25 protein-coding genes and 1 other RNA gene are annotated in these 24,667 nt (G+C 44.8%); 14 read left to right on the forward strand and 12 right to left on the reverse strand.

Annotation, left to right across the window (positions count from 1 at the left end; genetic code table 11):
- Positions 1-111: 111 nt before the first annotated feature.
- Both AB4351_RS02300 and AB4351_RS02305 read right to left on the reverse strand, forming a co-directional pair.
- Entirely contained in the window at positions 112-531 is a 420-nt protein-coding gene (locus AB4351_RS02300) for a protein YgfX (protein WP_324295273.1), read from the reverse strand.
- Positions 479-739, reverse strand: coding sequence for a succinate dehydrogenase assembly factor 2 (locus AB4351_RS02305; protein WP_004735374.1), 261 nt, complete (start codon positions 737-739; stop codon positions 479-481). Before AB4351_RS02305 ends, AB4351_RS02300 begins: the two co-directional genes overlap by 53 nt.
- 167 nt (positions 740-906) lie before the next feature.
- Here AB4351_RS02305 and ygfZ point away from each other — a divergent pair, with 167 nt between their 5' ends.
- The 3 genes from ygfZ (at position 907) to AB4351_RS02320 (ending at position 3,108) form a co-directional block, all read left to right on the forward strand.
- The gene (gene ygfZ, locus AB4351_RS02310; RefSeq protein ID WP_372124973.1) at positions 907-1,878 is read left to right on the forward strand and encodes a tRNA-modifying protein YgfZ; all 972 of its coding nucleotides are present in this window, start codon (positions 907-909) and stop codon (positions 1,876-1,878) included.
- A gap of 4 nt (positions 1,879-1,882) precedes the next feature.
- On the forward strand, positions 1,883-2,344 hold the full coding sequence (locus tag AB4351_RS02315) for an aminoacyl-tRNA deacylase (RefSeq protein WP_029235114.1): 462 nt from the start codon (positions 1,883-1,885) through the stop codon (positions 2,342-2,344).
- 557 nt (positions 2,345-2,901) lie between these two features.
- Entirely contained in the window at positions 2,902-3,108 is a 207-nt protein-coding gene (locus tag AB4351_RS02320; protein WP_009847660.1) for a DUF1107 domain-containing protein, read from the forward strand.
- A gap of 111 nt (positions 3,109-3,219) precedes the next feature.
- Here the strand turns inward: AB4351_RS02320 and AB4351_RS02325 are convergent, their stop codons facing one another.
- Genes AB4351_RS02325 through AB4351_RS02335 form a run of 3 tightly spaced genes read right to left on the reverse strand, consistent with a single transcriptional unit; the run spans position 3,220 to position 6,233 of the window.
- Positions 3,220-4,443: an FAD-dependent 2-octaprenylphenol hydroxylase gene (locus AB4351_RS02325; RefSeq protein ID WP_102321427.1), complete on the reverse strand. Its 1,224-nt coding sequence runs from the start codon at positions 4,441-4,443 to the stop codon at positions 3,220-3,222.
- An 11-nt stretch (positions 4,444-4,454) separates the two neighbouring features.
- Positions 4,455-5,633 carry a 2-octaprenyl-6-methoxyphenyl hydroxylase gene (ubiH, locus tag AB4351_RS02330; RefSeq protein ID WP_017059054.1) on the reverse strand — a complete coding sequence of 393 codons (1,179 nt, stop codon included), beginning with the start codon at positions 5,631-5,633 and terminating at the stop codon, positions 4,455-4,457.
- Between the two features lie 24 nt (positions 5,634-5,657).
- Entirely contained in the window at positions 5,658-6,233 is a 576-nt protein-coding gene (locus AB4351_RS02335) for a YecA family protein (protein ID WP_017059055.1), read from the reverse strand.
- 308 nt (positions 6,234-6,541) lie between these two features.
- On the opposite strand from AB4351_RS02335, the gene zapA reads away from it, so the two are divergent.
- From zapA to serA, 5 genes are all read left to right on the forward strand, one after another.
- A complete protein-coding gene (gene zapA, locus AB4351_RS02340) occupies positions 6,542-6,850 on the forward strand; it encodes a cell division protein ZapA (protein ID WP_004735366.1) in 309 nt (102 codons plus the stop codon).
- Between the two features lie 11 nt (positions 6,851-6,861).
- A non-coding RNA gene (gene ssrS / locus AB4351_RS02345) (6S RNA) lies at positions 6,862-7,045 on the forward strand.
- A 6-nt stretch (positions 7,046-7,051) separates the two neighbouring features.
- Positions 7,052-7,651 carry a 5-formyltetrahydrofolate cyclo-ligase gene (locus tag AB4351_RS02350; RefSeq protein WP_372124977.1) on the forward strand — a complete coding sequence of 200 codons (600 nt, stop codon included), beginning with the start codon at positions 7,052-7,054 and terminating at the stop codon, positions 7,649-7,651.
- Between the two features lie 124 nt (positions 7,652-7,775).
- Positions 7,776-8,432, forward strand: coding sequence for a ribose-5-phosphate isomerase RpiA (gene rpiA / locus AB4351_RS02355; RefSeq protein WP_017059057.1), 657 nt, complete (start codon positions 7,776-7,778; stop codon positions 8,430-8,432).
- Positions 8,433-8,693: 261 nt separating this feature from the next.
- Positions 8,694-9,923 (forward strand): phosphoglycerate dehydrogenase, encoded by a 1,230-nt coding sequence (serA, locus tag AB4351_RS02360; RefSeq protein ID WP_017059058.1) that lies wholly within the window; start codon positions 8,694-8,696, stop codon positions 9,921-9,923.
- A gap of 112 nt (positions 9,924-10,035) precedes the next feature.
- On the opposite strand, the gene AB4351_RS02365 is transcribed toward serA, so the two are convergent.
- Both AB4351_RS02365 and AB4351_RS02370 read right to left on the reverse strand, forming a co-directional pair.
- The gene (locus AB4351_RS02365; RefSeq protein ID WP_017059059.1) at positions 10,036-10,749 is read right to left on the reverse strand and encodes an oxidative stress defense protein; all 714 of its coding nucleotides are present in this window, start codon (positions 10,747-10,749) and stop codon (positions 10,036-10,038) included.
- A gap of 111 nt (positions 10,750-10,860) precedes the next feature.
- Positions 10,861-11,757 (reverse strand): LysR family transcriptional regulator ArgP, encoded by an 897-nt coding sequence (locus AB4351_RS02370; RefSeq protein WP_017068706.1) that lies wholly within the window; start codon positions 11,755-11,757, stop codon positions 10,861-10,863.
- A gap of 142 nt (positions 11,758-11,899) precedes the next feature.
- Here AB4351_RS02370 and AB4351_RS02375 point away from each other — a divergent pair, with 142 nt between their 5' ends.
- Entirely contained in the window at positions 11,900-12,529 is a 630-nt protein-coding gene (locus tag AB4351_RS02375) for a LysE/ArgO family amino acid transporter (RefSeq protein WP_048611419.1), read from the forward strand.
- 95 nt (positions 12,530-12,624) lie between these two features.
- On the opposite strand, the gene mscS is transcribed toward AB4351_RS02375, so the two are convergent.
- The 5 genes from mscS to tkt all read right to left on the reverse strand — a co-directional run bounded on the left by mscS (position 12,625) and on the right by tkt (position 19,688).
- Positions 12,625-13,491: a small-conductance mechanosensitive channel MscS gene (gene mscS / locus AB4351_RS02380; RefSeq protein WP_372124979.1), complete on the reverse strand. Its 867-nt coding sequence runs from the start codon at positions 13,489-13,491 to the stop codon at positions 12,625-12,627.
- Between the two features lie 377 nt (positions 13,492-13,868).
- Positions 13,869-14,945 (reverse strand): class II fructose-bisphosphate aldolase, encoded by a 1,077-nt coding sequence (fbaA, locus tag AB4351_RS02385; RefSeq protein ID WP_010435694.1) that lies wholly within the window; start codon positions 14,943-14,945, stop codon positions 13,869-13,871.
- 155 nt (positions 14,946-15,100) lie between these two features.
- Positions 15,101-16,264, reverse strand: coding sequence for a phosphoglycerate kinase (locus AB4351_RS02390; RefSeq protein WP_017059064.1), 1,164 nt, complete (start codon positions 16,262-16,264; stop codon positions 15,101-15,103).
- A gap of 166 nt (positions 16,265-16,430) precedes the next feature.
- A complete protein-coding gene (gene epd, locus AB4351_RS02395; RefSeq protein ID WP_032545627.1) occupies positions 16,431-17,480 on the reverse strand; it encodes an erythrose-4-phosphate dehydrogenase in 1,050 nt (349 codons plus the stop codon).
- Positions 17,481-17,693: 213 nt separating this feature from the next.
- The gene (gene tkt, locus AB4351_RS02400; RefSeq protein ID WP_102394120.1) at positions 17,694-19,688 is read right to left on the reverse strand and encodes a transketolase; all 1,995 of its coding nucleotides are present in this window, start codon (positions 19,686-19,688) and stop codon (positions 17,694-17,696) included.
- Positions 19,689-20,043: 355 nt separating this feature from the next.
- On the opposite strand from tkt, the gene metK reads away from it, so the two are divergent.
- From metK to rsmE, 5 genes are all read left to right on the forward strand, one after another.
- Positions 20,044-21,198: a methionine adenosyltransferase gene (metK, locus tag AB4351_RS02405; RefSeq protein ID WP_017062234.1), complete on the forward strand. Its 1,155-nt coding sequence runs from the start codon at positions 20,044-20,046 to the stop codon at positions 21,196-21,198.
- A gap of 368 nt (positions 21,199-21,566) precedes the next feature.
- Positions 21,567-22,364: a DUF2189 domain-containing protein gene (locus AB4351_RS02410; RefSeq protein WP_017062235.1), complete on the forward strand. Its 798-nt coding sequence runs from the start codon at positions 21,567-21,569 to the stop codon at positions 22,362-22,364.
- An 80-nt stretch (positions 22,365-22,444) separates the two neighbouring features.
- Positions 22,445-22,945, forward strand: a complete 501-nt coding sequence (locus tag AB4351_RS02415; protein WP_017062236.1) for a SprT family zinc-dependent metalloprotease — start codon at positions 22,445-22,447, stop codon at positions 22,943-22,945.
- A 96-nt stretch (positions 22,946-23,041) separates the two neighbouring features.
- On the forward strand, positions 23,042-23,773 hold the full coding sequence (locus AB4351_RS02420; RefSeq protein ID WP_017063198.1) for an endonuclease: 732 nt from the start codon (positions 23,042-23,044) through the stop codon (positions 23,771-23,773).
- A gap of 153 nt (positions 23,774-23,926) precedes the next feature.
- Positions 23,927-24,658 (forward strand): 16S rRNA (uracil(1498)-N(3))-methyltransferase, encoded by a 732-nt coding sequence (gene rsmE, locus AB4351_RS02425; RefSeq protein ID WP_065584115.1) that lies wholly within the window; start codon positions 23,927-23,929, stop codon positions 24,656-24,658.
- Positions 24,659-24,667 lie beyond the last annotated feature (9 nt).

The following is a 24,667-nucleotide window of genomic DNA, read 5'->3' on the forward strand; positions in this document are numbered from 1 at the left end:
ATTAGCCGTCAGCGGAAAATGATTAAACGAAAGGGAGCCGAGTGCTCCCTTTTCTTTTGTCTAACGCTTTCTTTTATCTAATACTTTCTTTCATCGAATAGTTTGGCTTCTCTAGCGCGCTCGTTGTAAGTTCGCCAGAAAATGGCGATATTCTCGCTCGCAACAGCTGTCCCGCCAAAGCAGTACCGAGTGCCCACATTCAAACTGCAATTTAACGAAGAACTGCGCCCAGATCTTATCAACGGACTTGAGTCGGTAAGTTCGGTCATTGAGTCGAATATCACCATCCTCTCTGTAATCAAAACGCCCATAGACACTATTTAGAATCACATGATTGTTTCTGAACAAGCGGATCATTAAAGCTAAGCAATAAAGGCTGGCGGCAAGTGGAATAGAAGACAGGACGATGAAAAACAAAAGGCACCCAAAAATAGTGCCTTTTGCAAATAATGCGGAATACGAAGGGTTAAGCTGAAGCTTAACGAACCTTGCTGAGGTTGTGTGCGACAATTTTATCAACCATTGATGCATGGCCTAGGTTTTCACTGCGTCCGTGGCCCATTACCCAAGTAAACAAATCTGGATCATCACACTCTAATAGAGAAACAAACTCGCGCTGTTCCTGCTCTTGCAATGAATCAAAACACTCTTCGAAAAATGGCATGATGACTACATCAAGTTCTAACATGCCGCGACGGCAACCCCATTTAATTCGTGCTTTCTGCTCTGCAGTGTACATTGGCTATCCTCACCTATAATTTTTCTTTCTCGGAGTGTAACAAGTCATACGCCCTGTAACTACTATGTGAGTCACAGTCCCTATCTAAGCTCACAAAAAAACCTAGGCTGACAAAGAAACAGAACCGGATTAACATAGAGCCAAATAAAATTCTTAGGAAAGATAAAATGGATTGGAAAAACACATTTCAGCCACTCGCTCATACGCAAAATGAATCGCTTCCAGAACTGATGATGACACACGTGTCAGACTGGAGCGCAATCACCATGATAGGCGATGACAAAAAGTCGTACCTACAGGGTCAAGTAACGTGCGATGTCGTCACTCTTCCTAATGATGAATCCACGTTAGGCGCGCACTGTGATGCAAAAGGAAAGGTATGGAGCATCTTCCGCCTGTTCCATCACAATGGCGGTTACGCACTCATGCAGCCTAAATCTGCGATTGAAGTAGAGCTGGTCGAAATCAAAAAATACGCCGTGTTCTCTAAGGTTGATATCGAGCAAACGACAGATGTTGTTATCGGTGTGATGGGCGCGTCTGCGGATCAATATATTGATTCAATTTCAGAAGGCCAAGGTAACGTGCGTGCTATCTCTGGTGGCACAGCGGTTAAAGTCTCAGACAATCGCTGGGCGTTGCTTATTACGGAAGAAGTTGCTGCAACTTTAGTCTCAAGTAGTTCAGCAGAAAAAGTATCAGAAGCACTTTGGCAGTATTATGAAATTCTTGATGCTCAGCCTAACCTATCGAAAGCAGAGCAAAACGAGCACATCCCTCAAGCGCTTAACCTGCAAGCGATTGGTGGAATCAGCTTTTCAAAAGGCTGCTACACAGGTCAAGAAACGGTAGCTCGTGCCAAGTACCGTGGCATGAACAAGCGTGAGATGCGCATTGTTTCAGGAACGACAGCAGAAGTATTGTCTCTAGAGAACCCAATTGAACTAGAGCGTAGCGTGGGTGAGAACTGGCGTGGCGCAGGCCGACTATTAAACGTCTATCAATTTGCTGATAACCGAGCGATTGGTTTGATGGTACTGCCAAACAACCTTGATGACGATGTTCAGCTGCGACTGACCGCGCAGCCTGATCAAACATGGAATATCCTGCCACTGCCGTACAGCCTTGACGACGAGTAACCACGTGGAAACGCAGATTACACAATGGCTGGATCAACAGCAGGTGAATTATCGCCTGCTGATGCAAAGCAAGCCAACCACCAGCATTGAAGAAACTGCACAAGAGCGAGGCATCGACGCCTCTCAAATGGTGAAGTGCATCCTGCTCAAGGATATGGGCAACCAGTATGCGTTAGCCTGTACTGCTGGCGATCGCTCTGTCGACCCCAAGAAAGTACGCTCGGTACTGAATTGCCGTCGAATGACCTGCGTGTCGCTCGCTGATGTTGAAGCGATCACCGGTTTTAAAGTGGGTTGTGTTGGTCCGCTCGCTCTCAAGAGACACATGCCGATCATTTTTGATCCTTCCATTCAAAACAACTCGACCGTAACCATTAGCTCCGGCGACCGAATGGCTGGCGTTGCGCTGGATCTCAATGATCTTATGGCGCTATGTGCACCGACCGTCGCGGACATCAGTCGATGATCGTTTAGATCATGCTTCGCAAACTTCATTTTAATATTTCATTGAGTACATTTTTAGTGTGAACCTCGTCATAAGAAGAACACACCATTAATAAATAGTTACTCAAAATAAAAGCATAAGTAGTCACAAAGTTAAATTTGCGTTATTGTAAATTTACTGACTAGCTATTAAGCAAATCAGTGCAAGTGAATCCACTGAGTAACATCAGTATCCACTTTTGTGTAATGCATCTGTGACTATTCGCCCGTTTTAGACGGGCTTTTTTTTGTCCGAAATTTACAATTTGATTACACAAACAAAAAAATCCCGCCTATTCTTATACTTGTAACATTATCACTGCTTAATACTGAACAGAAAAGTTCACGGCAGTTCACTACTCAGTATTATTTTGGGGAGGAGCTCACGTAAAAATAGATATTTACTGAAGAAAGTGCTTAGAACAGCACAAATATCTAATTAACGTCAACGCTACTGCATATAACTCCATGCTTATCACAATTATTATCTCGGAGTTTTTCTATAATATGCAGGCTAGGTAAATATAAGGATAATTAAGAATGAGACTGTTTAAGCGCTATACACCGAGTATGATTGCTAAACATGTAAGTCGACTTTTCAAAGGACGAATCTACATTTACGGCGTAGGAAAATTTGAGTTTGATAACGGTAAGCTAGTGCTACCAGACCGAGCAGAAAAACGTCACTTTCAAACAGTGAAAGAAATAAATAGTGAAATCATGAAACTGCGCTGCGCGTACGCATGACCTGATTATCTACAGAATTAAAAACAAAAAGGGTTGGCATTATGCCAACCCTTTTTTCGTACCAATTTTCGTATCAATGATGATTCGATAAACCACCAGAACACTATGTCATTATCGATGAGTCACTGGACGCTTAGCTAAGTCAGGAAGATTGCCAGACAAACCCAGTGCGCGCTTCATGATCTCATCTTTCGCACCCGGTAATTGGCCCGCTAGCTTCATACCAATACCACGAATCAGCTTCTTAGCTGGGTTATCGCCTTCAAACAGATCTTTGAAGCCCTGCATTGAAGCAATCATTTTCGCCGCCTCTGCTTTTCTCCAGCGCTCGTAGCCGCGAAGATTACGCTTGGTGCCAATATCCTCACCCGCAGACCATAGCTTTAACAGCTCTTGCGCTAAACTTGCTGCGTCTAATAAGCCAAGGTTCACACCCTGCCCTGCTAATGGGTGAATGGTATGAGCAGCATCACCAACCAAAGCCACACGCTCTACCGCAAAGTCACGCGCATAACGCATGCGCAGTGGGAAGGCAAAACGGTCACCAACCACTTCGCACAATCCAAGCTTCGAGTCGAACTCTGCCGTTAGCTGCTTATTAAAATCAACATCCGACATGGATACCAGCTTCTCGGCACGATTTGGTTCCGTAGACCAAACAATCGAGCTCATGTTGCTTGGTTGCATTGGTAGGAATGCCAATGGGCCTTGAGGCGTGAAGATTTGACGAGCAACGCTGTGGTGCGGCTCTGTGGTTTTGATGTTCGCGACAATCGCACTGTGTCCGTAATCCCAATGTGTTAATGGGATATCTTGCTGCTTACGAACCCAAGAGTTTGCGCCGTCTGCTCCAACAACTAACTTAGCTGTCAGTGCTTGACCATTGTCCAATGTTAACCAAGCTTCACTTTCACCAATCGCCATCGTTTTACACGTTGCGGGCATATACAGGCTGACGTTGTCTTGTTTCTTAACCTGATCAAGCAGCGCTAATTGAATCACACGGTTTTCAACGATATGACCAAGATTAGGCTGAGCCAAGCGTGTCGAGTCAAACTCAATACGAGCGAAACTGTCTTGTTCCCACACTTCCATCGCTTGATACGGTGCAGCGCGTCTTTGTTCGATACCTTGCCATGCACCTAGGTTACGAAGAATCACTTCACTAGAACGACTCAACGCGGATACACGCACATCAGGCAGCTCACTCAGCCCTTCACTAGGCGCTCTGCCTTCAATGACAGCGATTCTTAGGTCACTGTCTTTTAGGGCAGCAGCAAGCGCTAGGCCAACCATGCCACCACCAACAATCGCGATATCAACACTTTGCATCATTATTTATTACCTTATCTTTCTACTAGGCCAAGCGTATGACGCAAAAGTGGACCTTTAAGTGGTGGAAGGTTATCTATTACGGCTAACCCAAGATTACGCCCAATGCGAGCGGTCATATAATCGTTTGAGAACAGGTGAACTAGGCTTGAAGTCAACGTGATCGTTGCGTCTCGGTCTTGTTCTCTACGCTTTCTAAAGTTAACAAGACCACGGTAACGACCTACATCATCTAACTGGGTACACAACTCTTCTGCCAAGGAAGCCACATCTCGGATGCCTAGGTTAAAGCCTTGCCCCGCAATTGGGTGAAGCGTTTGAGCAGCATTACCAACAATGGCAAATCGATGAGAGATATTTTGCTGTCGGTGACGAAGAATCAGAGGGTAACTCGCGCGCTTGCCGACCTTCTCTAATCGGCCAAGTCGCCAGCCAAAGTCATTCTGCAATTGCTCAAGAAATTCATTGTCGTTTAGCGTCATCACTTTTTGTGCTTGCTCTGGTGTTAAACACCAAACCAGCGATAAACGGTTGTCACTCATCGGTAATAGAGCAACTGGCCCATGATGGGTAAAACGCTCAAATGCGCGACCTTGGTGAGGTTCACTCGCCACAATATTGGCAATCACAGCGACTTGCTCAAAGTCATGCTCACTCAATGAGATATTGAGCTGTTGGCAACAGGTTGAGATTGCACCGTCAGCAGCAACCAGTAACTTAGTGGTTACTGTTTGCCCACTTGTCAGTTCAATCGTCGTCAACGCTTCTTCACGTTCAACTTTACTAACAGACTCAGGACAAAGCATGGTAATTGCCGCTTCTGATTCAAGTTTCTGCTGATAGATTCGACCCACATCTGCTAACTCGACCACGTAGCCAAGCGCATCTACAGCAAGCTCTTCACTGTAGATGTCTGTCATTCCGGCATGCCCGCGATCCGAAACATGGATATCTTTAATCGGGGTCGCGACCGGAGCGATAGATTGCCATAAGCGCAAAGAATCCAGGATCTGCACCGTGCCATAGGACAAAGCAATCGAACGAGAATCAAACCCAGGGTGAGCTTGATGATCAACCTGATAAGGCTCCACTACCGCAATCGACAGTGAACCTTGGCTTAGGTGATTCAAAGCAAGGGCTAAGGTTGCCCCTGCCATTGCGCCACCAGCAATTACAACATCATACTGAGCCATCATAACCTCAAACCGGCCAACGAATTAATGAATGGTAGGCGCCGCATCTTCAGATGGGCGAGCACCAAATTCAGCATGAATCGTTAGTGCACACGCTTTTACGTGCTCAATAACGTGCTCTAGAAGCTGCGCTTGCTCTTCCAGATCATCTTCTTCGTCAATGCCTAGCTTAGCCATCTCTTCTAGATCAGCTAATGCTTCTTTTGTACTGTCAGACGCTTTGTTCAATTGAGCGCCAACCAAGCCTAGACCAGTAATGAAATGGTTAATCCAATCAGACACACCATCAGCCAAGTCAAATAGGCTTGCGCTTGCGTCTTCGTCAGGCAGCAACATAGACAATTCCATACCCGAACCTGTGATTTCACTGGTCGTTACTTTCAGTGTCGCTTCCGCTAGCGTTAATGCGCGATCTGGCCAACCCATGCCTTCATTGGTGTAATCGAAGATCAGTGGTTGCCAGCTTTTATCTGCAAGGCTTAAGCCTCCGCTTAACATACCCGTTAATAAACCGTGCATCTCAGCAGGGGTTACGGCTAGACTTGCCGATTGAAGTTCAGTCGCAACCGTTAGGTAGTCAGGTAAAGTAGTTTCGCTCATCAGATAGCTCGCTCAGTTATTCTTTATATCGATAGTATAATCGTACCACTTCACCCCAATTCTGGTAAGCATCGATCCCCAGCAATTGAAGGATGACTGACTACCAATTGTTCAATTTGCTGAATTACTGTGTGCTCAAGCTCTCATTTACAAACAGTCACTCTGAAAAGCTTGAATCTTAATAGCGGTTTACCTATAGTTTCTCCCTCAGAGGAGATTGCTTCCTCATCGGTACTTGCACTTTTTCTTTCTCAAAAAATGGCGAAGGGCAACAGCCTTAAAATAGCGCGTTAAAGAGTTCATCCATCATGAGTAATCAAGCGGTAGACGTTGAAATATTAGGAAAACTGACTCGAGTGAATTGTCCACCAGGGCAAGAAGAGTCATTGATTGCAGCGGCGGCCGATCTTGATAATCGATTGAAAGAGATGGCTGAACGTACTAAGGTAACCAATGAAGTGAAGCTGCTGACTATCGCAGCTCTGAATATTTGCTACGAATTACAAACCAAGAAGTTTGAAGCAAATGATGAACAAAACGCACTGACCGAGCGAATGGAACAGCTCACGACATCACTTTCAGATGTCCTCAGTAAAGTTAAGCACGGACAGCAATAGCGTACACAAAATTTACCCTGGAGTGTTTGTCAGAGGATTCACGTCCCCGAGCCGATAAGCAATCCCTAAGGGTTAGTACTTGAGTGCTATTGAGCATGCTCGGCCCGACCGAGAAGCCTACGGTAATCATTGCTGATCCGCCTTGAACTCGCTGGTTCAAGGGCCATCTATTCTCAACGGCACTTTGGGGTATCCCTTCTTATGAAGACGCTCACACGCAGCGAATTTCGCAAACAGATCCGTATCAAACGCAATGCCTTATCTGGCGACCAACAAACTCAATCCGGTATCGACTTAGTTAAGCAGTGCATGCAGCTTGATGAAATTCAGTCTGCTCAGCATATTGCCCTCTATATCTCTATCGATGGCGAACTCGATACTCAGCCTTTAATCGAATGGTTATGGGCGCAAGGTAAGGAAACTTATTTACCAGTATTGCACCCCTTCTCTGCCGGGCACCTGCTGTTTTTACACTACTCGCCAACCACACCGACGGTCTTGAATAAGTACGGTATTGTCGAACCTCAGCTCAATCAAATGCTGGTTAAACCTTGTCAGCAACTCGACCTTATTCTTACGCCCCTTGTCGGCTTTGACTCCCATGGCCATCGTTTAGGTATGGGCGGCGGATATTACGATCGCACCTTGGCAAAGTGGTTCGAGACGGGCGAAGGTGCAGCTCCTATTGGTTTGGCTCATGATTGCCAACATGTTGATACGCTACCGATTGAAGAATGGGACATTCCGTTACCTAAAATCGTGACTCCGAGTAAAACTTGGCAATGGGAAAACAACCATTAAAGCGCTATAATCGCGCCGCAAACGTTAACCTCGATATAGAAACGTTAACTCAATATCTAAACGTTAACTTCATCATTACGCAAACGATCAATTCAAAGCGCAAGACCTTATTCAGGAGAATGGCATGACTCAAGATGAAATGAAAAAAGCAGCTGGCTGGGCAGCACTTCAATATGTTGAAGAAGGCAGCATTGTAGGTGTAGGTACTGGCTCTACAGTAAATCACTTCATCGACGCACTAGGCACAATGAAAGACAAAATCAAAGGTGCGGTTTCAAGCTCTGTTGCTTCAACGCAGCGACTAGAAGAGCTAGAGATCAAAGTGTATGAGTGTAACGATGTCGCTAAGCTAGACATCTATGTTGATGGCGCAGATGAAATCAACCCAACTCGCGATATGATCAAAGGCGGCGGCGCTGCTTTGACTCGTGAAAAAATCGTAGCGGCTATCTCTGATAAGTTTGTGTGTATTGTTGACGGTACTAAAGCAGTTGATGTGTTGGGTAAATTCCCACTGCCTGTTGAAGTAATCCCAATGGCACGTTCATACGTGGCACGTGAGTTGGTTAAGCTTGGTGGTGACCCAGTTTACCGCGAAGGCTGCACAACCGATAACGGCAACGTGATCCTAGATGTGTACGGCATGGCGATCGAAAACCCGAAACAACTAGAAGATATCATCAATGGTATAGCTGGTGTGGTGACGGTTGGTCTGTTCGCTCACCGTGGTGCTGATGTGGTTATCACCGGCACGCCTGAAGGTGCAAAAATCGAAGAATAAATAATAGAAGATTGAGTTTTTCTGTTACTTCATTACATACGGTGCCCTAGGGCGCCGTTTTTTTTGCTTTATTGCTGTAAAATTATGTCTTATTCCGTAATTTTCTTACCCAAAACATTTTTTTTTTGTTACTTTATTGTTCAGAAGACGCACAGGGAAAACGTTTGTCTCCTAACAAAGTGGTGAATTTGTTCCCCTTTCAGCCATTTTGTAGCACGTGCGCCGCATTTGCCCAACCTTTCCATTTTAAGGACGAGAACAATGGCCAAAGTTTCACTGGAAAAAGAAAAAATTAAAATTCTACTTCTAGAAGGTCTTCACCCTTCTTCTGTAGAAGTACTGCAAGCCGCTGGTTACACAAACATTGAGTACCACAAAGGCTCGCTACCGGAAGATGAACTTCTTGAAGCAGTAAAAGATGCTCATTTCATTGGTATTCGTTCTCGCACTAATATCTCCCAAGAAGTTATTGATGCAGCTGAAAAGCTGGTTGCCGTCGGTTGTTTCTGTATTGGTACTAACCAAGTCAACCTTCAAGCAGCAGCAAAACGCGGTATCCCTGTGTTCAACGCACCGTTCTCAAACACTCGAAGCGTTGCTGAGCTCGTTCTTGGTCAGGTTCTATTGCTACTACGTGGCATTCCAGAAAAGAACGCGCTTGCACACCGTGGCATCTGGAAAAAGAGTGCCGACAACTCTTACGAAGCCCGTGGTAAGCGTTTAGGTATTATTGGCTACGGTCACATCGGTACTCAACTGGGTATTATTGCTGAAAACCTTGGCATGCGTGTTTACTTCTACGACATTGAAAACAAACTGTCTTTAGGTAACGCAACCCAAGTTCATACCATGACGGAATTACTGAACAAGTGTGACGTAATCTCTTTGCATGTACCTGAAACCAACGAAACAAAAGACATGATGGGTAAAGAAGAGTTCGAGCGCATGAAGCCTGGTTCTATCTTTATCAACGCAGCTCGTGGCACGGTAGTCGATATTCCTGCTCTGTGTGGCGCTCTGGAGTCTGGACACCTTGCAGGTGCGGCTATTGATGTTTTCCCAACAGAACCAAAAACCAATGCAGACCCGTTTGAGTCTCCATTAATGCAGTTCGATAACGTGATCCTAACGCCTCACGTGGGTGGTTCAACTCAAGAAGCACAAGAGAACATTGGTGTTGAAGTTGCTGGTAAGCTAGCGAAATACTCTGATAACGGCTCTACGCTATCAAGTGTTAACTTCCCTGAGGTATCACTACCACTGCATACTGGAACGTCTCGTTTATTACACATTCACGAAAACCGCCCAGGCATCCTAACTCAAATCAACACCATCTTCGCTGAGGAAGGGATCAACATCGCGGGTCAATACCTACAGACTGCGGCTGATATGGGTTATGTCGTTATCGATGTAGAAGCCGATCGCTCTGAAGAAGCACTGCTTAAACTGAAAGAGATCGAAGGCACAATCCGTGCTCGTCTTCTTCACTAATCATCGCACTCAAAATGCATAAAAAAGGCTCTCATCATGAGAGCCTTTTTAGCATTTGGCCTATCGTAGGTAATTAGGTCGTCATGATCCAAAACCTTCTATAGCACTGTCATTACTCTTCGATCTGGTAGATCACATTCACGCGATCACGAATGGTGATCGTTGAGTCTTCATAAGAGTTCGATTCTGTTCTTGCATCCATCGCCATTGAACGCATGAGTACTGGCTGAGAAGATTGAGCGTTGTAATCCACGCGCCATACATCACCTAACTCGCGCTCAAAACCACTCGCCAATGATTTAGCTTTTGATGTCGCATCTTTAATGGCTTCTAAGCGCGCTTGCTCTTGATACTTAGCTTGGTCGCGAACTTGCAGTTGGATGTTGTCGATCTGATTAATGCCTTCTCCAATCGCAATATCCATGTACTCATTAAGATTAGCTAGCTCAGTCACTTGAACGGTCACATTACGTGAGGCGCGGTAGCCAACCAGTTCCGGTTTGCCATCTTTCGGGTAATGATATTGAGGAGATAAATACAGGTTAGAGCTGTGTACACTCGCCTCATCAACACCAGCTTGATGCAGCTTGTTTAGAAAGCCTGTCACGACTTTATCAACGGTATTTTTAGCCTGTTCAGCAGTCATCGTCGATTCCACGACTCTCACAGAGAATGTCGCCATATCAGGTGTAGCGATCACTTCACCATAGCCTGTCGTTGAAATATGAGGAAAGGATGGAGAGTCAGCCAATGATGGAAAACTCACAGCACTCAACGCCGCAGTAAGAGTAAGAGACGTTGCTAACATCTTTGGTACAAGCTTCATTAGGTATAACCTATGCTAAACAAATGTCCTTTCATCATAGAGCAATTTATCGTTTAGCCAATCCAGAGCACACACTTCTAACAGAACTTTGACGCTGAAAAAACCAACAGTTTACTGAGGTAAGTGATTGTGAGCAAAACTCAATATTGCTTGGGATACCTCTTTTAATACTCCGCTCTCAAGCTGCCAATGGTGCCAATAGATGCGATAAGAGAGCAGAAAGCCAGGGGTAATATCAATCAGAGCACCAGACTCGAGCTCATCGATAATCTGTAATCGGGGGATCAAGCAATAGGCTACACCCGATAATGCCAAGCGCACAAATGCTTCTGAACTGCCGACTGTATGATTGATCACACTGTCTCTCGGGACGTTAAAATGATCATGCAGAAACTTCTTATGCAGATCATCGTATTGATCATAGGAAACCGCAGGTGCTTTGCTTAAGGTGGCGTAGTTTACGCCCTCTGCAAAGTAACGCTGATGAAAGTCAGGGCTAGCCACGCACACATAATCCATCCTACCGAGATAGTCAGCACTGCAGCCAGGAATCGCTTGAGACTCCAAACTGATTGCACCGGCCACCTCGCCACTTTTAATCTTTTCAATGGTTCTCGACTCACCATGAATCGCGAGGTTCAACTCGACTTGGCGAGACTTAATCACATCCGACAAAGCTGGTAGCAACCATGTCGCCAAACTATCAGCGTTGGTGGCTATGGATATCGATAGTGGTTGATTACCCTCTTCATTCATCAACTCAGGCACAAGCTCGTGCTCTAACAAACGAACACGGCGATATAAGCCCAGTAGTTTTTTACCCGCAGGCGTTGGCCTAGGCGGGCTTTCTCTCACCAAGGCTGGCTGAGCCAACCACTTTTCCAGCTGTTTGATGCGTTGAGATACCGCCGACTGGGAGATATATAACTGCTCAGCAGCCCTTTCGAAGCTACGTTGTTTTACTACAGCATCCAGTGCTTCAATCCATTTATAATCCAATCCGCGCATCAATTTGCTTCCTTTTTAAGCTAACTCACCACCACATTAGCAACTCTAATAATGGATTAAAATCATTAATTATACTTATTTAAAGGGTCAGAGTATCTTCGCCATATAGCACGTAAATATCGTTAAATAAGTGGAGGTTAAAATGAGTTTTTGGGTTTTATTACAAGGTTTTGGTCTAGGGGCAAGTATGATTATCCCTATTGGCGCTCAGAATGCGTACGTCCTAAATCAAGGGATAAAACGCAATCATCATTTAACGACAGCAACGATTTGTAGCCTGCTCGATACTCTGTTTATCTCATTAGGCATTTTTGGCGGCGGAGCGATCTTGTCGCAAAATGAATTACTGCTTACCTCAGTGACACTAGGTGGCATCGCTTTTCTGACTGTGTATGGTTTGCTCTCACTACGCAGTGCATTCAAAGTGCGCACCAGTGATGAGTCGAAAGGTGAGATATTAGCGCGTGGCAAGCGCACCGTTATTTTAGGGGCATTGGCAGTAACAGTATTAAACCCACATCTCTATTTGGATACCGTGGTAATTCTTGGATCCATTGGTGGGCAATTTGAAGGCAACGACAGAATTGCATTTGCTATGGGGACTATATTGGCTTCGTTCGTCTGGTTCTATTCTTTGTCATTAGGCGCTGCAAAACTAGGCCCGACGCTATCTAAACCTAAGGTTAAGAAAGGCATTGATATCGCAGTCGCAACCATGATGTTCGCCATAGCAGCTGTGCTTACCAATGGACTTATTGAACAATACTGGTAAATCTGTTTTTCTTAGAAAACCAACAAAAAAGGCGGATAACCTAAGTTATCCGCCTTTCCTTATAAAAGCTTATAGTTATAAAAACTAACTAGAAATTAAGCTTCTACTTTATTCATGTGTACATCCATTTGCGGGAATGGGATTTCGATACCTTCATTATCCAAGCCTTCTTTGATTGCTTGCATCAGGTCGAAGTAAACATTCCAGTACTCTGTAGTGCTAACCCATGGGCGAACAACAAAGTTTACTGAAGAGTCTGCTAGTGTGTGAACACCAACTTGAACACCTGGCTCTTTCAGTACACGCTCATCAGATTCACAAATCTTAGTCAGTAGCGCTTTTGTCTTTTGAAGATCAGCGTTGTAAGAAACCCCAATCATTAGATCAATACGACGCGTATCATGACGAGAATAGTTTGTGATTGGGCTGCCGATAACGCTACCGTTAGGTACTACAACCATTTTGTTGTCTGGCGTTGTTAGAACCGTTTGGAAGATTTGAATAGAATCAACTGAACCTGCCACACCACCAATTTCCACATAGTCACCAGACTTAAATGGACGGAATGCAACGATAAGTACACCAGCAGCAAAGTTAGATAGTGAGCCTTGTAGTGCAAGACCAACGGCTAAACCAGCCGCACCAATAACAGCAACTACAGATGCCGTTTGAACACCTAAACGACCAAGTGCAGCAATTAAAACAATCACAAACAACAAGTAACGAACTAAACCATGGACGAACTCCACAACTGCTCGGTCCATTTTCTTCTTCTGAAGAACCTTAGACACGCTATTCGCTACTGCTTTAACAATAAGGTTACCAATAAATAGAATTATCAGTGCTGAAATGATATTTACGCCATATTGGATAAATAAATCTGAATTATTTGTTAACCACTGCTCTGCTTGAGACAAACCATCCACAAGTGGAGTCTCAATCGCTGTCGAACTATCAGCCATAATGTGCATCCTCTATATAATATGCTATGGGCTAAACTGCCTTAAGCCTCATTTACTCTGCAATATAATAAACAGTGTAATTACCGTTAAGTCATTGTGTTAAAAGTAAATTAAAGCCAAGTCCTTTTTATAAACTGAACCAAGTTCAGTTTTTCGGCACGATATCCTATCTTTGACAGATTGCAAAGTCATATTTATGTAAGCTTTTGAATTATTAAAACTTACCGATAAACACAAATACCGATAACTAAAAGACTACGAAATTTATTCACCGCACGCTAGGTTTTTCACATATTTAGTACAAGTTTTTATCAGATATAAAAAAACCCGCTCAATGAGCGGGTTTTTAAAACTTAAAGAGTACTTAATTCAAAGAATTATAGTACGTCTACAGCGTTAAGGTCAGCAAATGCTTTCTCTAGACGAGCAACCATTGAAGCTTGACCAGCACGTAGCCATACGCGTGGATCGTAGTACTTCTTGTTTGGAGCAGCTTCGCCAGTTGGGTTGCCGATTTGACCTTGTAGGAAATCGAAGTTGTCAGCAGAGTACTGACGGATACCGTCCCAAGTTGCCCACTGTGTATCAGTATCGATGTTCATTTTGATAACACCGTAGCCGATAGACTCTTGGATTTCTGCTTCAGAAGAACCAGAACCACCGTGGAATACGAAGTTTAGAGCGTTAGGTGCGATACCGAACTTCTCTGCACAGTATGCTTGAGAGTCACGTAGGATAGTTGGAGTAAGTACAACGTTACCAGCTTGGTAAACACCGTGTACGTTACCGAAAGATGCAGCGATAGTGAAACGTGGGCTAACAGCCATTAGTTTCTCGTAAGCGTATGCTACGTCTTCTGGAGAAGTGTAAAGCTCAGATGCGTCCATATCAGAGTTATCAACGCCATCTTCTTCACCACCAGTACAACCAAGTTCGATCTCGATTGTCATGTTCATTTTAGCCATGCGCTCTAGGTACTTAGCACATGTTTCGATGTTCTCTTCTAGAGACTCTTCAGAAAGGTCTAGCATGTGAGAAGAGAATAGAGGCTTACCAGTTTGTGCGAAGAACTCTTCACCAGCGTCTAGTAGACCGTCGATCCATGGAAGAAGTTTCTTAGCAGCGTGGTCAGTGTGCAGGATAACTGGAACACCGTAAGCTTCAGCTACAGCGTGTACGTATTTTGCACCAGCTACAGCGCCAAGAACTTGTGCGCCTTGACCTTCAAGTTTAACGCCTTTACCTGCGAAGAATGCAGCGCCGCCGTTAGAGAACTGAACAACTACTGGAGCTTTAACTTTAGCAGCTGCTTCTAGTACTGCGTTTACAGAGTCAGTACCAACAACGTTTACAGCAGGAAGAGCAAATTTGTTTTCTTTTGCTACTTCAAATACTTTCTGTACGTCATCGCCAGAAATCACACCAGGTTTTACAAAATCGAAGATCTTAGACATGGAAATAGTCCTATTTATTCTATCGTTTTAAGATTAAAAAACTTAAGTTTAAAAACTTGCAATCGTTTGCTCACAACTTATGCCATTCTAGCAAAAAAGTGTGATATGCAGCAAACGTTAAAAGGCGAGATTCACATCTCGCCTTTCTAAATCAATTATGCTTTAGCACGCTCTTCAAGCATTGCTACTGCAGGAAGTACTTTACCTTCAACGAATTCAAGGAAAGCGCCACCGCCAGTAGAGATGTAAGAAACGTCAGCTTTGATACCGAACTTATCGATAGCTGCTAGCGTGTCACCACCACCTGCTACAGAGAAACCTGCAGACTCAGCGATTGCTTTAGAGATACCAGCTGTACCCGCTTCGAAGTTCTTGAATTCGAATACGCCTACAGGGCCGTTCCAAAGGATTGTTTTCGCGTTGCCGATGATTTCAGCTAGTGCCGCAGTTGAATCTGGACCAAGGTCGAAGATCATGTCGTCGTCTTGAACTTCAGAAACGTGCTTGATTTCAGCTTCTGCGTTTTCGTCGAATGCTTTAGCACATGCAACGTCAGTTGCTACTGGGATAGCACACTCTTTCATTAGCTTTTGAGCCGTTTCAACTAGGTCAGCTTCGTATAGAGACTTACCTACGTTGTGGCCTTCAGCAGCGATGAATGTGTTCGCGATACCACCACCAACAACAAGCTGGTCAGCAATTTTAGAAAGAGATTCTAGAACGGTTAGTTTAGTAGAAACTTTAGAACCACCAACGATAGCCACTAGTGGGCGAGCTGGGTTGTCCATTGCTTTACCAAGCGCTTCAAGCTCAGCAGCTAGAAGAGGGCCAGCACATGCTACAGGAGCGTAAGTACCAACGCCGTGTGTAGAAGCTTGAGCACGGTGAGCTGTACCGAATGCATCCATTACAAAGATGTCACATAGTGCAGCGTATTGCTTAGAAAGTGCTTCTTCGTTCTTCTTCTCGCCTTTGTTGAAACGAACGTTTTCAAGAACAACAAGTTCACCAGCGTTTAGCTCTAGGCCGTTTACGTAATCTTTAGCTAGTTTAACTTCGCAGTCTAGTGCGTCGTTTAGGTAGTTAACTACAGGAGCTAGAGAGAACTCTTCGTTGTATTCGCCTTCAGTAGGACGACCAAGGTGAGAAGTAACCATTACCTTTGCGCCAGCTTCTAGGCAAAGTTTGATAGTTGGTAGAGATGCAAGGATACGTGCATCTGAAGTTACTTTACCGTCTTTTACTGGTACGTTTAGGTCAGCACGGATAAATACGCGTTTACCTGCAAGTTCCAGGTCAGTCATCTTGATCACAGACATGATTTGTCCTCTCAAATTTAAATAAATATAAAGTTTTGGAAACTCAGCAACCCTGCTAAGCCTATAAATTATTCAACTGGTAATTCTTTCACTACTCATAATATGTGGACTCTTAGTATTTATTTCAAGCTAAAAAATAAATAATCCGCACATTTGCTTCTAGGTCTTACTTCTTGCCTTCAGAAGCTTGCATTGCAAGAACCGTATCCAGCATTCGGTTCGCAAAGCCCCATTCATTATCACACCACACTAGCATTTTAACTAAGTGGCCGTTGCTCACTCGCGTTTGTGAACCATCAACGATTGCGCTATGGGGATCGTGATTAAAGTCGATGGAAACGAGCGGCGCTTCAGTATAGTCAACTATATTGTGTAATGTACACTGGGATGCATTAACAATGGTTTGATTTACGTCATTAACTTTCACATTTGCATTAATTGTGACACTTAAATCCATCGCTGTTACGTTTACCGTCGGCACACGCACAGATATAGCTTCAAATTTGTTGGAAAATTTCGGGAAGATTCTTTCAATACCTTTATGCAACTTGGTATCGACAGGAATGATCGATTGGCTTGCTGCTCGAGTACGACGCAAATCGCTGTGGTACGCATCGATAACTTGTTGATCATTCATTGAAGAGTGAATAGTCGTAATCGTACCGGACTCGATACCAAAGGCGTCATCAAGAACCTTAATGATAGGGACAATACAGTTGGTGGTGCACGAACCATTGGAAACGATTTGGTGGTCCGCTTCGATGGTATCGTGGTTCACACCATAGATAATGGTGTTATCGAGGTCATTGGCACCGGGGTGAGAAAACAGTACCTTTTTCGCCCCTGCAGCAATGTGCGCGAGGCCGTCATCTCGGCAACCATAAACACCGGTACAATCGAGAACGATATCCACCTCAAGGTCACGCCAAGGCAACAGCTCAATATCAGCAAGATGTAAGATACGAATGGTATCAAACTCACCCTTGTCTTCAGCACCAATGCCATGATGGACATAAATGTGCTCTTGATCGTTAGAGATTTTCTTACCGAAGCGGCCGTGACTGGTGTCGTACTGCAATAGGTGAGCCATAGCGTCAGGCTGAGCAAGCTCATTGACCGCTACTACTTTGATTTGTTGGCTTTTGCCACTTTCATAGACAGCGCGCAATACATTACGCCCTATTCGTCCAAATCCATTTATCGCGACTTTTAGCATAGTTCCGTACATCTAACCAAAATTTCGTGCAACAGATGATAACTGAATCCTACCCAAAAGGCATTACTTGAATAACTCAGCTTGTTCATGACAGATTGATCTGTTGCTTATAGAGATGAGTCTAGGAGAAACAAATCCCAGAGACAAAAAACCGAGCTCAGCGCTCGGTTTTTTTATTCATTTCATTGTTAGCACTAAGCTAGCAATCAATGATTAAGCAAGAAGCTCTTTCGCGGTGTTTACTACGTTTTCAGTAGTGAAACCGAACATCTTGAATAGCTCGCCTGCTGGTGCAGATTCGCCGAACGTTGTCATACCTATGATCTTGCCACCGAAACCAACGTACTTGTACCAGAAGTCAGCGATGCCAGCTTCTACTGCGATACGAGCAGTAACGTCAGATGGAAGTACAGACTCACGGTATTCAGCATCTTGCTTGTCGAACGCGTCAGTTGCAGGCATAGATACTACGCGTACTGCTTTACCTTCAGCGGTTAACTGTGCAGCAGCTTCAACAGCAAGCTCAACTTCAGAACCTGTTGCAATGATGATTAGCTCAGGCTTGCCTTCACAATCTTTCAGGATGTAACCACCCTTAGCGATGTTAGCTACTTGCTCAGCATTACGATCTTGTTGTGCAAGGTTTTGACGAGAGAAGATTAAAGATGAAGGACCATCTTTACGCTCAATAGCCAGTTTCCAAGCAACAGCAGACTCAACTTGGTCACATGGGCGCCATGTGCTCATGTTTGGCGTTAGACGTAGAGAAGCGATCTGTTCAACCGGTTGGTGAGTAGGACCATCTTCGCCTAAGCCGATAGAGTCGTGCGTGTAAACTTGGATGTTCTGAACTTTCATCAGAGCAGCCATACGCATTGCGTTACGCGCGTATTCCATGAACATTAGGAACGTTGCGCCGTATGGTACGAAACCACCGTGCAGAGCGATGCCGTTCATGATAGCCGTCATACCGAATTCACGTACACCGTAGTGGATGTAGTTACCAGAGAAGTCAGTTGCTTCAAGAGACTTAGAGCCAGACCACATAGTTAGGTTGGAAGGCGCTAGGTCAGCAGAGCCGCCCATGAATTCTGGAAGCATTTGACCAAACGCTTCTAGAGCATTTTGAGATGCTTTACGTGAAGCAATGTTTGCAGGGTTAGCTTGAAGATCAGCAATGATTGCGTTTGCTTTCTCTTCCCATTGTGCTGGAAGTTCACCGTTAGTACGACGTTTGAATTCTGCTGCTAGCTCTGGGTAAGCCGCTGCGTATGCGTCAAACTTAGCATTCCACGCCGCTTCTTTTGCTGCGCCCGCTTCTTTCGCATTCCACTCAGCTGCGATATCTGCTGGGATTTCGAAAGGACCGTGTTCCCAACCAAGTGCTGCTTTAGTTGCTGTAATTTCATCAGCACCTAGTGGAGCGCCATGGCAGTCGTGCGTACCAGCTTTGTTTGGAGAACCAAAACCGATGATAGTTTTAGTACAGATAAGCGTTGGACGAGGGTCTGCTTTAGCTGCTTCGATAGCTGCATTGATTGCTTCCGGATCGTGACCGTCTACTGCTGGGATTACGTGCCAGCCGTATGCTTCAAAACGCTTAGGAGTATCGTCAGAGAACCAACCTTCCACTTCACCATCGATAGAGATACCGTTGTCATCCCAGAAAGCAACTAGCTTACCAAGACCTAGCGTACCAGCTAGTGAACATGCTTCGTGAGAGATACCTTCCATCAGACAGCCATCACCCATGAATGCATAAGTGTAGTGGTCTACGATGTCGTGGCCTTCTTTGTTGAACTGTGCAGCCAGTGCTTTCTCTGCCATTGCCATACCAACAGCGTTAGTGATGCCTTGACCTAGAGGACCCGTCGTTGTCTCGATACCAGGAGCGTAACCGTACTCTGGGTGACCAGGAGTCTTAGAGTGCAGTTGACGGAAGTTTTTCAGATCTTCAATTGAAAGCTCGTAGCCTGCAAGGTGAAGCAGAGAGTAAATCAACATTGAACCATGGCCGTTAGACAGGATAAAACGGTCGCGGTCAGCCCACTCTGGGTTTGCTGGGTTGTGGTTCAAGTGGCCACGCCAAAGAACTTCAGCGATGTCAGCCATACCCATAGGTGCGCCTGGGTGGCCTGAATTTGCTTGTTGAACACCGTCCATGCTAAGTGCGCGGATTGCATTGGCTAGATCTTTACGAGAAGGCATGTCTGCTCCTGGATACATAAGCGATTTAAAAAAGAGATAGTGCTAATGTTTTCATTTTAATTAGCGCGGGTATTCTCTCAAACGACTATTGCGACTGCAAACGTTTTACTGGCATTTTAACGGTCATTTTTCGCAATTTTCGAACATTTACATCACTTGGCAGTGGCTTATCTCAATCGATACGCAAACGATTAGTTATGACATATCATAAAAAAGAGCTTGTAATTCGACCGCTGGAATTTAGAATAGCCGTCTAGATGTAGAAACACCTACAAAATATACTGTATTTAATGGCGCGCTTCCTAGCTTGCGACGCCATAAACTATTTACACCAAAAACTAAAAGTGGAGCTCTCATGGCTAAGCACCTATTCACTTCTGAATCTGTTTCAGAAGGCCATCCAGATAAAATTGCAGACCAAATCTCTGATGCTGTTCTTGATGCCATCTTGGAACAAGATCCAAAAGCACGTGTTGCTTGTGAGACTTACGTTAAAACCGGCATGGTTATGGTTGGCGGTGAAGTAACAACGTCTGCATGGGTTGATATCGAAGAAATCACTCGTGAAACAGTACGTGAAATTGGTTACGTTCATTCTGATATGGGCTTTGACGCTGACTCTTGTGCTGTTCTAAACACAATTGGTAAGCAGTCTCCAGACATCAACCAAGGTGTTGATAAAGAAGACCCTAAAGAGCAAGGCGCAGGCGACCAAGGCATCATGTTTGGTTACGCGACTAACGAAACACCAATCCTAATGCCGGCTCCAATTACTTACTCTCACCTTCTTGTTAAGAAGCAAGCTGAAGTACGTAAGAGCGGTAAACTTGACTTCCTTCGCCCTGATGCGAAATCTCAAGTTACGTTCCAATACGACCAAGGTAAAATCGTTGGTATCGACGCTGTTGTTCTTTCGACTCAACACTGCGATTCAGTAACAACACCGGATCTACGTGAAGCAGTAATGGAAGAGATCATCAAACCAGTACTTCCTGCTGAGTGGATCAACAAAGACACTAACTTCTTCATCAACCCAACAGGCCGTTTCGTAATCGGTGGCCCAATGGGTGACTGTGGTCTAACAGGTCGTAAGATCATCGTTGATACCTACGGCGGCGCAGCTCGTCACGGTGGCGGTGCATTCTCTGGTAAAGATCCATCAAAAGTTGACCGTTCTGCAGCTTACGCGGCTCGTTACGTTGCGAAAAACATCGTTGCTGCTGGCATGGCTGACCGTTGTGAGATTCAACTGTCTTACGCTATCGGTGTTGCTGATCCAACATCTATCATGGTTGAAACGTTTGGTACTGAAAAAGTAGCTCACGAAATTATCATTGAAGCAGTTCGTCAAAACTTCGACCTACGTCCATACGGTCTTCAAGAGATGTTGAACCTTCTTCAGCCTATCTACAAGCAGACTGCTGCATACGGCCACTTCGGTCGTGAAGAGTTCCCTTGGGAAGCGACTGACAAAGCAGCAATCCTTGCGGACTTCGCTGGCCTAAAATAATTTAGCCACTGCGATTTGTTTCTTTAAAGCCCTTACTTCTTAGTAAGGGCTTTATTTTTATGTACTTACCTTACTTTCACTCGCCATTCTCTTCTCTAATGCCCTTCTTTACCGTTAACCACTTAGTATAAAAAACCGCTGATAATTTGTGTTTTCTAACACTACTGACAATAGTTAAGGTAACTCCTAAGAGATCAAGCTCACATTTAACTTAAATTAATTCAGCCTGATAACGCTCGTTAAATGCACGCTAGAACAAAAACTGGGATGACAAAGAGCAATTTAGCTCAACACCATAACTCTCACACAAGCCACATCGATGAGCCTTATGGAATTATAACTAGGACGTTATTTAACTAGGGGGATCTATGCCTCGTACCGCGCACCCATCCGAACTGAACGATAAAAAACACAAGGTCAGCGATAAGGATTACGCTCGCACCATTCCTTGTAACCAAATCAGTATTTCCGCACCCTTTCATTGGTTGTCGCTTGCTCTGCATGACTTAGTAAGAATGCCATTAATCAGCGCATTCTACGGTTTGTGCTTTATGGGAGCGGCAATCGCCATTGTTCAGCTTGTCCAATGGCAAGGAACACACTTGGTCGTAATGCCAAGCCTGATCGTGTACATGCTAATAGGGCCGTTTCTTGCTCTGGGCTTGTATGACGCAGCTTGGGAAAGAGAAAAAGGCCACAACGCAAGCCTACTGCACTCGATGAAAGCCATCACTCGCAACTCCACCCACCAATGGGCCTTTGCGATCGTATTGATGGTTGCGATGATATTCTGGATGCGTATCGCTGCATTATTGCACGCGCTCTACCCTTCAGTGCAAGGCGCACCACTGGCTGAGTTCGCTCCCTTCTTAATTACGGGTTCTGTGATTGGTTTTGTTATCGCAAGCCTCATATTTAGCATCTCAGCATTTTCAATTCCGTTAATGATGGAGAGACGCGTTGATGTGATGAGTGCGATTTTCACTAGCTTTAATGCCGTGAAATCGAACATCCCTGCAATGGTGGTTTGGGCGAGTATTATTTGTGCCGGTATTTTGGTGGGTTTTGCCACCTACGGCATCGGAATGATCGTCACCATGCCGCTACTTGGCTATGCTACATGGCACGCTTATCACGAGATCATTAAGAAAAAACATCACGTGTAAAGCATCGCTAGATCAACAAGCAATGTTATGATTAGGCCTTGGTTTAAACGCTGAGGCCTTTTATTTGGAGTTAACAACGTTTGTCTTACACCCCGCAACAACACCGAGCAAATAAGAAATTGGCCGAATGCCTAGCTATCGCAAATCAACATTTCTCTCGTGAATTTCCACACCCAACTATCACCTTCAAGTTAAGAGGCAAAGCGGCGGGAAAGGCCTACCTTCAGCTCAACGAAATTAAGCTCAACCACGTACTATTTTCTGAAAATGAAGATGCCTTCATCAACGAGGTTGTGCCACATGAACTCGCACACCTGATCACGCATCAGGTTTTCGGACGTGTTAGGCCTCACGGAAACGAGTGGAAATACGTGATGGAAAAAGTATTCAACGTGCCAGCCAGAACAACTCACAGCTTTGAAATCGCGTCAGTTCAAGGTAAAACCTTTGAATATCGATGTGAGTGCACCACTTACCCATTATCAATCAGACGACACAACAAAGTACTTCGGAATCAATCGACCTACCGCTGCCAATTGTGCCAGCAAACCTTAGCTTTCACGGGAACTCAACTAAGCTAGTGACAGGTTGATTTACTCGGTAGAACAAATCTAATAGAGAGATCTAACATTTGAGTGCTAGACTGATGTTTATCATACTTTTATCAGTCTTTTTCTATGCAAAAACTCACCTTCAAAGCATTTGGCCTACCTGTATCTTTTTACTTAACAATAGTATTTGGCCTACTGGTAACCCAAAGCGTTCTCGCCGCACCACCGAGCTCATTTTCCAAAGCAAAAAGAGAAGCGGTGAAGATTTACCTCGACCATCCGACTTCATTTTATTGCGGCTGTGACATTACATGGAAGGACAAAAAGAAAGGCATTCCCGACCTTGATGGCTGTGGCTATCAAGTCCGAAAACAACAAAAGCGGGCGAGTCGAATTGAGTGGGAACACGTGGTTCCAGCTTGGCAATTTGGCCACCAGCGTCAGTGTTGGCAAGATGGTGGGCGCAAGAACTGCACTCGCAATGACAAAATATTCAAATCCATGGAAGCCGACCTTCACAACCTAACTCCGGCCATTGGCGAGGTTAACGGTGATCGCTCCAACTACAACTTCAGTCAGTGGAATGGCATGGATGGTGTGAGCTATGGTCAGTGTGAAATGCAGGTCAACTTCAAGCAGCGTAAAGTTATGCCGCCAGACAGAGCAAAAGGCTCTATCGCGCGTACTTACCTTTACATGAGCCAAGAGTATGGTTTCAAACTATCTAAGCAACAAACCAACCTAATGATGGCGTGGAACAAGCAATTTCCTGTCGACAAGTGGGAATGTACTCGTGATGAGCGAATCTATGCCATCCAAGGTAATCACAACCCATTTGTTTACCCTGCTTGTAAATAACGTCGCTCGTACAATCAACATTCCTAACTATCTCAAACAAGAGTTTCAGAATTGCCCCTGAAACTCTTGCTCTACCCTTGTTTTTTCAACTAAAAGCATCCATGTTAGGCAGAGACAAAATACCCAAATGAACATATTTATAGGTTTACCAGCATGAGAATCCCTCGTATTCATCACCCAGAACGCATTCATCAGTTAGGTTCACTCGCTTTAGGCGAAGATGCCGCGGGTCATGTTGGTCGTGTCCTTCGCATGAAAGAAGACCAAGAAGTCCTTCTATTTGATGGCAGTGGCGCTGAATTCCCTGCGACGATAGCCGAAGTATCAAAGAAAAATGTCACCGTTAATGTTTCTGAACGCATCGAACGCAGCAGCGAATCTCCGTTAGACTTACATTTAGGCCAAGTGATTTCACGTGGCGACAAAATGGAGTTCACGATTCAGAAATCGGTTGAGCTTGGTGTGAACACCATTACCCCTTTAATTTCAGAGCGCTGTGGCGTTAAGCTTGATACAAAACGCTTCGAGAAAAAACTCGCACAGTGGCAAAAGATTGCTATCGCGGCGTGTGAACAGTGTGGCCGCAATACGGTTCCAGTCATTCGCCCTATCATGCAACTTGAAGAGTGGTGTAGCGAACCGAGTGAAGCATTAAAGCTGAACTTACATCCTCGTGCAAAATACTCAATTAATACCCTTCCAGAACCTATCAGTAAGGTACGCCTATTGATCGGCCCTGAAGGTGGCTTGTCGGCTGAAGAAATCGGCATGACAGAACAATACAAATTTGAAGAGACGCTACTCGGCCCACGTGTACTTCGTACCGAAACAGCAGCTCTAACCGCAATTACTGCCTTACAAGTCCGTTTTGGCGATCTAGGCTAGGAGAAAAAA

This window comes from Vibrio sp. 10N.261.51.F11 (assembly GCF_041471665.1).
GTDB classification, from domain to species: domain Bacteria; phylum Pseudomonadota; class Gammaproteobacteria; order Enterobacterales; family Vibrionaceae; genus Vibrio; species Vibrio crassostreae_C.